Here is a 13,381-nt window from a genome sequence, read left to right on the forward strand (position 1 = left end):
CGGCTTAGGGCCGTTCCAAACTACTTGACCTGAGGGGGGTCCCTCACCTCTGGACAGCCCGGGATGTGACGCTCTGTCCACACAAAACTTCGAGACCTCCGCCGCCCGACTTGAGCCAACACGAAGCTGCGGTCAGCAGGGCCGCAAGTCCAAGTGGACCAGATTTTTCGGGTCGAATACCGAATCCGCGCGCCCCGCACGAAACGGGATGAACGATGAGTGGCGCTGTCGGTAGCAATCGTAGTCACAATATCCTCCGCGTGTTGCTACATCTCGCACCTAACCCGGGCCCAAGGAGCAAGAGCATTCAACGGAGGTTCGATCGCGGCGCGGACTCCTTTGATTTACGACTATGAACTTCGTGATGCGATCCGTCGGTGCGCCGACCCGGAGAGCCTGTTGCGCTATCTGGTGGTTTGTTTCGTTTTTTTGCGCACGTTCGGCGCTGCAACGGCAGTTGGCGCGAAAGACGTTCAAACTCGTTACTTCATGCGGCTCCGTTGCGGGCCTGGCGTCCGACGGCATTTACCATTCCGCGAGCAAAGCGAAGCCATTGACGATCGGCTTCCCGGCGCGCATCGAAACGGTCGATGCATTTTTTGGAGCAAAGCGCCGTTCGCCACCAATAGTGGCGGATCAACCCGAACTTCCCGCCGCATACGGCACAGCAATTTACTGAACTACCGCGCGAATTAGGAGAACCGTTTTGCATTCTCGCCTCCTGTGGGCATTCTGGGTCACCGCCGTGCATCTTCTTCTGCGTGGCGCACGCCCTGGACAGTTATCGGCGGCAGCCACTCTGATGTCCGGCCTGACGGCGTCAGATCGGCCTTCGTGCGCGCCATCGTATCGGCGACGGCGCGATGACGGAGTGCTGGGAACGCCAGCGCGACCTCCTTCCCAGAGATCGCGCCGATCTCTGCGTCCGGAACACTGTACATTAACTATCGGTTTGGCAGGCCGGACCAGCGGAGCTGGACAAAAACAACTTCATGCCAATGAAGAACCTGCACTGAAATGAACGTAAATCAAAACGCCTGCGGCCACGCCAATACCAATCTCGGGCAGATCAATATCGGATTGGAATTGGTGCCATGGTTGCCCTGAAACGGTTCGCGTCTCTTCGTCCAGACGAGCAACATGACGCAGGCCGTGGCTGTGCCGCAGTTGACCACTGGATCGGTCGAAAGCAGTGCTCTCGATGGAGGCGCCTCAGAGCGAGCTATCAAGTAAACGCATCCGCAGAATCGCGGGTCTTTGCATAGATGTCATCGAGGTCGACCGCTGTCAGGCAAGACAGCGGCATCACGTAGATCCTATTGCCGAGCGGCTGGAGCAGCAAGTTACATCGCAGAACCGATGCCACTAGCTCGAAATATTTGGGTTCTTGCCAAAGATCCAGGTTGGCTTTTGCGGCGGCGCAAGCACTAGACATATATGAATAAGAATGCGCCTCGAAAATTTCGACACCAAGAGTGTCACCGCGAGTGGAAGTGCTCCGCCCCCTCAGCCTTTCGAACAGGAGGCAATACCTGATGTCACATCGGCCTACTCGCAAGCGAATAATGTTCCTATGCGGCCCCGGCCGGCCATGACCTCGTCGGGAATGAACAGAAAGTCCCAGACCTCACAGATCGGCTTCATCTGTCTCAGCACGCAGGGCTGGGCACATTCGCATCCACCTGCCCCCAATATCAGAGGTTCCACGATAAAGGTGGCGGGTATTTCGTTTCGACATTCAGGATTCGAGCGCATCGAGCGTCGCCTGCTCACGAACCTTCGCAGGAAGGGGATTGAGGCAATGTCGAACACAGAGCCCGTACCGGCGTTGAACACGCCCTGAGTAGGAATGTTGCATCACGACAATGCGTTTTCGCTGCTTGCCTATATTATACCAGTAGCCGAGTGCCATCTTTGAGGCGACTTACACACTGGGCGAGCCGCTGTCGGAGACGAAGACATGTTCCAGGCCACGCGGTGCGATTTGCAAGAGTTGTGCCGCTACTTGCTCCGCCGGATCGTGGTGTGACCGGCGAAGATGATCTGGGTGAGCTTGCTGGCTTGTCCTGGAATCTCGCGCATGATCTGCGGATGGCAATGACCATGCGTCACGATCTATCAGGAAGAGATTGCATCCAAGACCGGCCCCCGCCTGCGATGTACAGATAGAAACCCACCGCGGACAAACCTGGTCATCTCGGCTTGAAGCGCATGTTGTGTGAAGGGATGCCAAATCGGACTTCATCCTTGGCATCATGAATTCAAGAAATGATTGCGGAGGAACGCGCCCTCGAACACGGTCTGCACGGAGAGTGGAGCAAACCCGGTCCAATTGCCACTTCGTTCAGTCTACGTATTGCCGCAGGAGTTGGTCTTGTGCAGCGCGCGTTGTGTCTGAAAGAAAATGTAGGGCTTGTCTCCACTCCGCCGACCCTGTTGCGAACGCGACATTGTGCAAGAAGGGGCCGAACGCAATCCGCATTGTCTGCGCTGGCCTAAATCCTGCAAGATGAGCCGTGTGTGATGTCGCGCCAAAGAGATTAAGAGTGCGTCTGAGTTTCGACCTGCCAAGCCACGATGATGGGCTCCAAGAATTTCCAGTGCGTCTGCAGCTTTCTCGCCGACAAGGAACTCATGCGCACGAGTCAAGGGGAGACAGATGCAACGCGAGGTATCGAACGAACTGTGCAGCGCAGTTAGCTGGTGCGCGATCATTATCGGGCTTGTTCGTCTACTTGCTGTATCGTGACAGAATGCCCTGGCGCCCGGGCAGTTCGCTCGAGGGGATCGCCTGTGACCACGGCAGATCCTATTGCCGGTATAGGGTGGCCGCTGCCGCGTGCACGCAGGCAAGCGCCGTCGGCTCACCCAGCGACTTGATTCTAAGGCTTTACCGAAATTAGGAGCGAAACCTGTGCATAGCCGCTGCACTTGTAGCCTCGACATCGGACGAACGATTGGGAAGGAATGACTATGAAGTCTATGAAGAGTGCTAAGGTTAAGAGCCGCAAGGAAGCCGCGACGCCACGCGGCCAAGGCACGATGTGCAACATCTACGCCGCCCGCGCCGAAAACGCCCAGCTTTGGGATATCGAAGGCCGGCGTTTCATCGACTTCGTCGGCGGCGTCGCCGTCCTGAACACCGGCCACTGCCATCCGAAGATCCTGGCAGCCATTCGCGAGCAACTGGACCGTTTCACCCATACGTGCTACGGAATCGTGCCGTACGCTTCTTACGTGGAGCTCGCCGAGAAAATCAATCAGCGCGGCCCTGGGACCTTTGCAAAGAAGACGGCATTCTTCACAACCGGCGTCGAGGCGGTAGAAAACGCGATCAAGATCGCGCGTGTGGCTACAGGCCGCACGGGCGTGATTGCCTTTACGAACGGATTTCACGGGCGTTCACTGTTCGGCACAGCGCTCACGGGTATGGTTTCGCCGCACAAGCTAGGCTTGGGGGCTTTTCCCGCTGGCGTGTTTCATGCGCCTTATCCGAACCCGCTGCACTGCGTGAGTACAGCCGAATCGCTGCGCGCGATCGAGTTTCTCTTTAAAGCCGACATCGATCCCAAGTGCGTGGCCGCTATCATATTGGAGCCGGTACAAGGCGATGGCGGTTTCTACGTGGCGCCGACGGACTTTCTGTGCGGGCTACGTACGATTTGCGACGAGCATGGAATTCTGCTTATCGCCGATGAAGTGCAGACCGGTTTCGCACGCACTGGCAAGTTCTTCGCCATGCAACATCATGATGTTGTGCCCGACCTGACGACTATGGGGAAGAGCTTGGCGGGCGGCATGCCGCTGTCAGGCGTGGTGGGCCGCGCCGAAATCATGGATGCGCTCGCACCCGGCGGGTTGGGCGGCACGTACGCGGGCAACCCGCTCGCGATCGCTGCAGCGCACGCGGTGCTCGATATCATCGACGAGGAGCGGCTTTGTGAACGTGCGACAGCCCTGGGAGGACGGTTGAAGGCAAAGCTGACCGCGCTGAAGAACTACGTACCGGAGATCGCGGAGGTTCGCGGGCTGGGTGGAATGATCGCGGTCGAGTTCTGCAAACCAGGCACGCGCGAGCCGGATGCTGAAGGCGCGAAGAGAGTGATGGCGCGCGCACTCGAGCGCGGGCTTCTGTTGCTGTATGCTGGCGTCGATAGGAATGTGATCCGGTTCCTCTTCCCGCTCACGATCGAGGACGCCGTCTTCGACGAGGCGCTCGGCATTCTCGAAGAAGTGCTCACGGTCGGCGTAACGCCTGACGTGCCTTGCCATTGCAACGGCGGCAGTCAAATCTTTTGAACTAACACCCCCTGTAACGAAACAACGGCCATTGTACAGCCGACGTCGCCCGACTCTTACCCCTTCACGCAATAAGGCAAGGTCGCGGGAGTCAGGTAGAACTTGCAGGTGTCGAAACCGCTCCCGTGGCGGCGAGCCGACTCTTTTTGGCGCTTTTCCAATCGGAGAAGGCAATCGATTGACGGATGGTCCACTCTTCTAGACCATGCCGTGGATCGGCGCCGCCTGGTTCTGCGGTGGCTTGTTTTATGGATTTGGCCATAGCCACTTCGCGCTGACGCAAGCCCGGCGACAGCTAAGTTGCTTGCGATGTGGAGCCGACATACGGTGCCAACTCACCTGCGAGCCTGACCATAGTGGAAAGACTCGCTGAGCGCGCCTTGATGTACGCGCCACCACGCTCTCGCGTCATCCATGTCTGATTGAAGACCGCCAATGTCCTGGATTCGACAAAAGCCGGTCGGCCATTCCACAGGACGGTTAGTAGATACGCGCGCGTGTCTCTCTCGTTAAGCAAAACACGTGTCGGATTCCGCAACTGGCACGCCGATTGCTAGGGTGAGGAAGCCAGAGCCAACCGATGCGGCTCGTTCCAGGAGTTTCCGATGAAGGCAGCCGGATTGTCTCTACATAATGCGCTGAGATTGGTTCTGCTTGGTGACGCGCAGGCGGAGAACCATCAATGTCGCGGTTACCGCGAACTTCGCTGCATGGGCCAACCCAGATCGCCGGACTCAACATGGCCAGATAGCGCTCGCGTGAGATCGATCGTCAGATCAGCCGTGGCGAGCTCGCCACACTTCACTGAAGAAAGCGATGGGCCCTGATGGCCGCATGTTGCTAGCCTGAGCCGCTGCCGCACAACTGCAAGGAGGAGAGAAATATGAATCAATCTATGAATCAGAGCACGCCGCGCTATCGCTGGGCCAAACGGGCCCGCGATACTGTTGCCCCGAGTGTGGCGGCGGCGGCGCACGGCAATCTCATCGAGCTCGGCGGCGGATACGATTTCCCCGACACGCTGCCGGACATCGTATCCGAAGCGATTGCGGCCGCCGAGTTGAAGCGCGAGACATTGCAATATGGTCCGCTCTATGGCCTAGATGACCTGCGCGACGCCATCGTTAACTATCTCTGCCAGGATGGGGTCACGGCGGCTCGTGAGAATATCCTAGTCGTAAACGGCGCCAAGCACGCGCTGGACCTCGCGTGTCGGGTCTTCCTCGAGCCTAGCGACCCGGTGATCGTGGCCGCTCCAACTTACATGAACGCAGTCAGGATACTCAACCATGCCGAGGCGCACTTCATTTCCATACCCCAGGATGAAGAGGGCATGGACACGGAGATCCTGAGAAACCGTCTGCAGGCACGGCGCGATGCAGGCGAGCCCTTGCCCAAGCTGCTCTTCGATATGCCGGACTTCCACAACCCCACCGCCATTGCTATGTCGGCTGCTCGCCGGCAAAGGCTCGTCGAGTTGGCCACGGACTATGATTTCGTTATCATTGAAGATGACCCCTATCGACACATCCGATTCGAGGGCCAGCCTGTGCCCCCGATCAAGGCCTTCGACAAGAACGGCCGGGTAATCAGCTTGGGCACCGTCTCTAAGATTCTTGCGCCAGGGTTGCGAATCGGCTGGATAAATGCAGACCCGGCAATCATCCGCCGGATGGCATCGCATAAATCCGACGGCGGCACCTCCCCCTTGCTGCAACGAATCGTTGTTCAGCTCTTCCGGAATGGGACGGTGAATCGGCACATCGCGACGCTGTCTAGCTTGCTGCGTGTTCATCGTGACGCGATGATCGAAGCTGTTCGCGAGCACCTCCCGGGCACATCGCTTTATTCGCCAAACGGCGGCTATTTCCTGTGGGTGTGGCTGCCGCCTGAGATTGATGCCGACGAGCTCGTGCGTCGCGCCGCAAACGAGGGCGTCTCCATCATCTCGGGCCGGCTGTGCTTCGCCGAAGAACCGCCCGGTTCGTTCGTGCGCCTCGCCTATAGTTTCAGCGCGCCAACCGGGATTGTCGAAGGCGTCAAACGGTTGGGTCGCGCCTACGTCGCCATGCGGTCCGAGGTCGGCGGGTCAACCAACCGGGTCGTCTGACCATGACCGGCTTTACTGACCATCGAGTACCGGGCCATGGCAGCTTCGTGAGTCAGTCTCTGCAGTTTGCTCAGACCAAGCGCACGACACGCATCGGCACCGCCTTAACGCCAGCACGGACGATCTCGCGTCGTACGCGACTCCATCGAACGACAATAAAAGGATTGACGCTGTAAGGAGACTCAGCAGTTGAGCCGCTCAAGATGCCGGTGCTGGCGAAACATCCATCGGGCCGAACGGCGCCATCGGGAGGAGGATGGTAGTTGCAAGCTATTTAAGTCTTGCACTTAACGTCGCGTTGTGCGTCCCCACGATTGCGAATGCGAGGCGAGAGGACGCGGCCACCTGGCCCTCAACCTTTCATATTCCGAACTTGTGGCAGCCAGCTACTTGAACTCGATTCGTACGATGCTAGGCATGACTATCGGGTCGCTGTCTGCGCCAGATCTTGTCAAGATGGACTAGCCATCGGCAGCTTGGTGCCCGCTGCCAGGCGTGTTGAAGGCGCGGCGCGCGTCCCAGGTCCCGAGGCATTTAATGCTGGCCGTGATTCTCGCGATCGGCGTGCGCGCCAACCATCGCCTGGAGGACTGCAATCATCACTTTGCGCTTGCTACCAAGAGAGGGGCCACCTTAAACTGGACATCAGCCCGGATTCATCACTCGGCCAGTTGCCGCTATTGAGCTTGGGCGTGGCTCCTTGCGCCGAGTCAACGTGGAGCACGAATCGCCGGCATCAGTCACTTTCGCTAACGCGGCTTATCCGCGCTGATCGCGTGCGCAAACTTCTGCTGGCGCTGAAACTTCGGCCAGGTTTCGAGACGTGCAGCGGAGAGCCCCGAACCGGACTTCTTACCCATCGATCATCCGCACAATACAGCTTTGGATGTGAGCAGTACAGCACGGACATCGTCGCAGGCGACTGATGAGCGCAACGCTCTATGCACCCTGACAACGATGTGCAGCTACGGCACCTTGCCTGAAGGGCAACTCCGTTGAAGGAGAGAATAATCAGTTGATGACTGCGCGCGTGTGCTAACTGGACTGAAATATCGGCTTCAACGCCAGCGCTTCTCCTGGTTGTCGTAGGCGCCGGCAAGTGGATCGCTGAGATTCATAAGCTCACGTTTAAGCACTTTGTCACTGGAGGTGGTTCGCGGAAGCGCCGAAGTAAACGCGATGTACCGCGGCACCTTGAACACAGCAAGACGCGCGCGAGCATACTCGAGAATGCGCTCCACGGGGAGATCAGCTGGCGTGACACCATCCTTCAGTTCCACGCAGATTTTGATCTCCTCGCCGCGCTCAACATCGGGAACAGGCACTGCGGCCACATCCGCGATCTCAGGAATCTCGCGGACAACGGCTTCCACCTCGCGTGCAGAGATGTTCTCGGTGTCCACCCGGATGATATCCTTTTTGCGCCCTACGAGCCAGTGAAAGCCAAGTTCGTCGCGGCGCAACAAATCACCCGTCTTGAACCACTCGCCTTCGAATGCGGCGGCATTCGCTTCCGGCCTGTTCCAATAGCCCTTAAAGACCGCACGACCTTTTACCCACAGCTCGCCGACTTCGCCGACCGGCGTGGGGCTGCCATCCTCGTTCGTCAACCGCAGCGCCCGAAAGGGCGCGCGAATCCCGACCGAGCCTGAATCTTCCATCTCCTCGATATGAGGAGGCAGTGTGCCATATCCGACTTCAGTCATTCCGTAGGAATCCAAGACGCGCACGCGAAACCGTTCGCGGAATCGACGTACCGTGTCCGGATTCCAACTGTCGGTCTGCACGACCTGCTTCAGGCACGTCAACGCATCGGCTGCGGTTACACGCTGCCTGGCCAGCGGCTCGGGCAACGAACACCACTCGATGCGGAACTGCCTGATCCAGTCGAAGAATTGTGTGGAAATGTATTGCTTAGCCAGGTACAGCGTGCCGCCTTGGCGATACGAACTCAGCAGAGTCCATTGGGAACTGGAATGGAAAAACGGCCCTGTGGATAGATACCTTTTGTATGACTGAAGGTCCCGGATGACTCGCTGATACGACGTCACTCCCCAATAATCGTGTGTCAACATGCAGCCTTTCGGAAAGGCCGTAGTCCCCGATGTGTATTGAATGTTAAGCAGGCAGTCGGGGCCAATATCCTCGTCGACCGGCGACTCGTCGACGCCCTTAAGCAGTTCATCGAGCATAGTAACGATCGCGGCAGAAGGATGATGTCCGACAAGAATCACTCGCGACTTGGCGAGGTCTTGCGGCCAAGGGTCCATCGCGGAGAACACTGGCCATGCGGATTCGTCGACGATAGCTACTTTCGCCTGCGTGTCGGTTAGAACGTGTTCGATCTCCCGTGGCGTGTAGTGGCGGTTAACCGGGACCAGCACCGCACCGAGCTTTGCAAGCGCGAACCAAAGGATCGGGAATTCGATGCGATTGGGCAGCATCACAGCGATGCGATCGCCCTTGCGCACGCCGAATGCTTGCAGCATACGCGCATATTTGTTGGACCATCGGTCCATCTCGGAGTAGGTCGCGCGCTCGCCGCGCTCGAAGATATCGATCGCTGTCGTTGAGCCATGCGTCCGCGCCCGCATTGAAACTAATTGTGCGACAGTGATCGTTTCATATGCGGCTTCCAGCGCCTCAAATCTGCTCGAAACATTCGCAATCTGGTCGCGGAGTTGGCTTCGTGTCGAGTTTGTATGGGGCATCGTAAGGAACCTTAGGCTTCAGGGGACAAAAACAAGCCGCCAACGGGACGCAACCTTTCGATTTGACAGCTCGGTGAAGTTGCCGATCATCAGAGCCAACGCGGTGTCGCGGATTTCTTAGGCTTCAGCCCGCCGGCTGGCACTTGAGATTCTTGGGCAACTATCATTGGCTGCTCCTTTCGTGCGCAATTGGAATGGAGATGCCAAGATCCAATTCGTCATCGGCGACGGTTATGGGTGGAGAGAACTTTGATGACGTCACAATTTGACTCGGAGGATTCCGGTTTTCGAGCGCGACATTGTGCATACGCCTAACAACGAGTTGTAAACGGGACCTGAGACCTGCGACCGCGCCTTTCTTCGATGCAATAGCGAACTTTCGCAACGATACGAAAGAAAGCGTGAGACATTCACCGGATTGGCTACGCTTATCATTGCCGCAGCTTGCGTCAGCGTGATGAGCTACGTTATGTCTGTGCGCGAGTTAGTAGCTGATCATAGACCATTAGCAATTGATCGAGACACTACCTACTCTGATGGGTAACTGAGGATTTGATATTTGAGGATGCAGTGTCGGCACCTACAGCATTCAATAGCGGCGGAGCGATCGCGGGTCACTGATTTGCGGCGGGGTTGATGACTTAGACGCAGTCGAGACGCGGTTCATGAAAGAGCTATTGTTGCTCACGCACACTGCAGCCTGTCCTATGAGGGGGTGTGCGAGTGTTGGGTCCGCGACCTATTCCAGTACCTCACCATAGTTCTTCCAACGCCGGCTTCCCGTACGAGCGCTCGGGTCTGAGGCATTGGCGCAAACGGCTCGGCGGCAAGCTGGAGCTGTTGTTGGCCGAAGTTACGCGCCAAGACCTCGAGCGGGTCACGGTCGACATACTACGGTGCAGCCGAAGGCCATCAGCTTTCCGACTGATGCCCAGCCGCTGCATGCGGCCATCAAGCGGCTCAACCGCCCCTGTCGAGCAAGCACTCCATCAGGCTGCGGCAATCCTATTCTCGTGTGGCCAAGGCTGCCGCGATATGGGGGGCCGCTACGCCCAAGCTCAAACAGTTCAAGCGGAATCAGCGGCAGTGCACATCCTGCGCAGCCGGCCAGGCCGGGTCATCCGCCGCAAGATCGAGGTAAAACCGCGCTCGAGGAAGCGTTCGCTCTTTCCCTTACGGCGAGCCAGCCAGATTCGCTCGCAGCAGCAGCGCCAGCGCGGTTGGAAGCCTTTATTGCTTCCATGCCCCGGGGGTAGACTGCATCGGCAATGGCTAGGCAGCCGCGCCTTACGAGTTCAGGGTGAACGCTGCCATCGTCACCAACAACCGCCGGCTCCCGCCCTATAACCTCTACGACGGTCACACCTTCCGAAGGCGTCCTCTATCCGATGGACTCGGTGCGCCTGCGCGACCAGTACCAGCCCGATGCGGCGAGGGACCGCACTGAGACGCTCACCGGATGCACGATCGAGCGGGCCTCCGTCGACACGAAGTATCGCGGCAACGACGCGCCGCGGACGAAGTGCCGATCCAGCTTCCAACATCCGCGGAATGCGCTACTACAACTAGGAAAACCCACTTTGCTCACCCATCCGCCCCTCGATCAGCTCCAGGCGCTTGGCTCGCACCGCATGGCCAAGGCCCCCTTCATCGACATCGAAGCCGGCGGCGAGGCTGCGAGCCTCGGCCACGCCGAGTGGCTTGCGTTGCTGCCCGAAGGCGAAGCGTCGCGACGACGCAACAAGCGGCTGTCGAAGCGGCTGCAATATGCCAAGCTGCGCCAGCAGGCCTGCGTCGAGGACATCGACTATCGCACCTCCCTCACGTCGAAGACCGATGGATCGACGACGATGCCCACCTTTTTGATCTGCGGCCCCTCCGGCCTCGTCAAGAGCTGACTCGCCCGAGCGCCGGCAACAAGGCCTGCCGCCACAAACGCTCCGTGCTCCATCAGCGCCACCATCATCACGAGCCAGCTTCGTGCCGATCAATGGCACGCGCTGATCCGCGACCCGATGACTTCATGATGCCTCCTTCTTCGAATGCTGCGTCGTACCCGATTGCGAAGCTGACTGATTTGTCGATCTGAGAGTTCGATCCGCCATGCTGGCCTTTGGGCAACTGATGGCCTGTTAGCAATCCGTGCGCGAGATAGTGGTTACCCCAAGCTCAGCCGCCGCGCTCTGATCGAGAAGCTACCGTCGGGCCAAGCGCGTTAGATCCTTGTCGACGCCGTTGATTTTGACGTTGGGAATTGCACCCAGACGTTCTCGCTTTTGAAGGCGCAGCCTCGCGTTGCGACGAAGCCTTTCTGATTGAGTATTGCCGCGATCTCGCCATCCAATTGGTGTTCAGCATTCAACTCGATGATCCGTCGCCGCACCGATCGACGTCGGTGTAATCGCGGTAGGTGTGAACGCGCTGTTTGATGCTGGCTAATTGCGCCGGTCTGCCAGACAATCTTGAGCGACACCTGACCTCGGGTCTGCTTCTGATCAAGAACGACTTCGCGGATGACGAATCGCAGAATACGCTAGCGATCGGCTACCGACGAGATGGTCGTTTTGCAAATTCGCGGCAGGTTCTCGCCGAGCGCTTGTAGCCCTGCGCGTTCCGCCGGGCCAATCAGAAGCGACTCATGCACCCGCCAGCGCGCATGCTGCTGCTCGACCGCCTCGACGACAAGCAGCTTCTCTTCCCTAGTCCGCTCGAGTGAGCGCGCCACGCGTTTCTCGGGCTCGCGTCATACAGACGCCGAGCGCGCTCGGCCTCGTTGCAGGCACGCTCCACGCTAAGCGCCCACTGGCGCTCGAGCTGACCGCTCTCCTGCTCCAGTTGGCCTGCCGCCGCAAGTGCGATCTCAATCTGATCGGGTACCAGAATATCGAGGACCACCCGTTCGACCAGCGCGTCAACCGCCAAGGCCCGGACTTCCTGACACGGTGCACTGTCTTGCTGGTCCCGATCCGAGCGGCAACAATAGACCGGATAGTCGACATTCGGGCCCGTGTAGCGAATGCTCATGCGCCGTCCGCAGCGGCCGCAAATCGCAGACGCGATCCGGCGGCCAGCCCAGGCCGATCGCGCGATCGACGAGGCGGTCCTGCAGCTCCGTGCTCTCCTGGTGCTGGCGCACCTGGTTCACAGATGACTGCTGCACTTAGAAATAGGCCAACTTGGCTCGGCGCGTAGTTGTGAGCCACTCGTCAGCGACGGTCGAGCTGATCAGACTACCCAGTTCCTTTCAGGCGTGCCGGGAACCGCTAGCATTCGCCGCAGCAGCATGGCGAGAATTTGAGCGACCTGAATCTGCGTCGCGGTCGACAGATTCGACGACAGGCGCGGAATGTCGGCCGTCGTGCGGCCGGGTGGATTTGCCGACGTCGGCAGGGGCTGATGCGCTGTAGATCCGCGGCAAGCGGGACGTGATTGGCGTCTCGGTAAGATCCGTCAACGCGATCCGAACCGCCCGCGGCCGGCCGGCCGGCTGCGCGACAAAGACGTAAGCAGGACCGCGCCCCGACCGCTCCTTGAGCACCTCAAACCTAGCCATAACGCCTCGCGCCCCGGGCGACATCAAATCGAATGGCGGGCGAGATCATCTCGGAATCTTGGGCTAGATCAAATCGGTACACCGGGCTAGATCATCGGAATCCGCAATCATGAAGCCGGCGACGATCCGCTCGTCAAATGCGAGATCCCCTTCTGCCCCGATTGTCGCGGCACTATGCGCCGCGCCCATGTCGTCCCGCTAGCCGCGCCCGCGACCATCCGTTTCGTTGCGACACGTTATGACCAGCGCAGGCACCTGCGTCGTACAAGTCAGCAAAAAGGTTCGTTCGAGGAAGCTGCCGAAATTAGTAGTTTCACGCGCCGGAAGATCGTGCGAACGTTGACGTGACATGGCGATAAATGAGCGTTCATAACTGCAGGCAGGATTCTTATGATGCATTTTAGGATGACGTCTGGGGTTAAAGATGGGAAGGGATTTCGCTGTCATTTTAGTGACATTCGCGACCTGATCTGGACTGAACTCTCGCTTTTGATCCGGGGCACAATCGCCTCTCAAGCGCAATCGCAGATATGCGGATTCCTGCGATTAAGCTTCGGACCTTCGATTTCTCAATTGGTTATCGGAAGCCAAACGAAGCATTTTGGACTCCAACTCTTGGAAGAGTTGAAGTTGTATCTCAATACCTGGTTGATACAGACAGCGCTTACGACAGGGTTAACAACGCGCCCCGCAACTACACTCCATCAT

At 58.5% G+C, this 13,381-nt stretch carries 9 protein-coding genes and 2 pseudogenes; 6 read left to right on the plus strand and 5 right to left on the minus strand.

The genetic code is table 11. The annotated features are described in order from the left end of the window. Positions 1–352 precede the first annotated feature (352 nt). Positions 353–679: a hypothetical protein gene (locus tag SO156_RS33475; RefSeq protein ID WP_498537755.1), complete on the plus strand. Its 327-nt coding sequence runs from the start codon at positions 353–355 to the stop codon at positions 677–679. Between the two features lie 58 nt (positions 680–737). Here the strand turns inward: SO156_RS33475 and SO156_RS33480 are convergent, their stop codons facing one another. Further along, a complete protein-coding gene (locus tag SO156_RS33480) occupies positions 738–941 on the minus strand; it encodes a hypothetical protein (RefSeq protein WP_498537756.1) in 204 nt (67 codons plus the stop codon). A gap of 607 nt (positions 942–1,548) precedes the next feature. Continuing rightward, positions 1,549–1,755, minus strand: coding sequence for an aminotransferase class III-fold pyridoxal phosphate-dependent enzyme (locus tag SO156_RS33485; RefSeq protein ID WP_498537757.1), 207 nt, complete (start codon positions 1,753–1,755; stop codon positions 1,549–1,551). 1,227 nt (positions 1,756–2,982) lie between these two features. Between SO156_RS33485 and gabT the strand changes: the two genes are divergently transcribed. The 3 genes from gabT (at position 2,983) to SO156_RS33500 (ending at position 7,093) form a co-directional block, all read left to right on the plus strand. Continuing rightward, positions 2,983–4,299, plus strand: a complete 1,317-nt coding sequence (gene gabT / locus SO156_RS33490) for a 4-aminobutyrate--2-oxoglutarate transaminase (protein ID WP_498537773.1) — start codon at positions 2,983–2,985, stop codon at positions 4,297–4,299. Between the two features lie 883 nt (positions 4,300–5,182). Beyond that, positions 5,183–6,409, plus strand: coding sequence for an aminotransferase-like domain-containing protein (locus tag SO156_RS33495; protein WP_498537758.1), 1,227 nt, complete (start codon positions 5,183–5,185; stop codon positions 6,407–6,409). Positions 6,410–6,946: 537 nt separating this feature from the next. Beyond that, complete coding sequence (locus SO156_RS33500) at positions 6,947–7,093, plus strand: hypothetical protein (RefSeq protein ID WP_498537759.1); 147 nt, start codon at positions 6,947–6,949, stop codon at positions 7,091–7,093. Positions 7,094–7,467: 374 nt separating this feature from the next. Here the strand turns inward: SO156_RS33500 and SO156_RS33505 are convergent, their stop codons facing one another. Beyond that, complete coding sequence (locus SO156_RS33505) at positions 7,468–9,120, minus strand: class I adenylate-forming enzyme family protein (protein ID WP_498537760.1); 1,653 nt, start codon at positions 9,118–9,120, stop codon at positions 7,468–7,470. Positions 9,121–9,770: 650 nt separating this feature from the next. On the opposite strand from SO156_RS33505, the pseudogene SO156_RS33510 reads away from it, so the two are divergent. Next, positions 9,771–10,631: pseudogene (locus SO156_RS33510) on the plus strand (transposase family protein); the annotation flags it as partial. Positions 10,632–10,751: 120 nt separating this feature from the next. Beyond that, positions 10,752–11,018, plus strand: coding sequence for an ATP-binding protein (locus SO156_RS33515; RefSeq protein WP_498537774.1), 267 nt, complete (start codon positions 10,752–10,754; stop codon positions 11,016–11,018). Between the two features lie 635 nt (positions 11,019–11,653). On the opposite strand, the gene SO156_RS33520 is transcribed toward SO156_RS33515, so the two are convergent. Then, complete coding sequence (locus SO156_RS33520; RefSeq protein ID WP_498537761.1) at positions 11,654–11,845, minus strand: hypothetical protein; 192 nt, start codon at positions 11,843–11,845, stop codon at positions 11,654–11,656. A 176-nt stretch (positions 11,846–12,021) separates the two neighbouring features. After that, positions 12,022–12,210, minus strand: a pseudogene (locus tag SO156_RS33525) (recombinase zinc ribbon domain-containing protein); the annotation flags it as partial. Positions 12,211–13,381: the final 1,171 nt, after the last annotated feature.

The organism is Bradyrhizobium sp. UFLA05-125 (assembly GCF_059803515.1).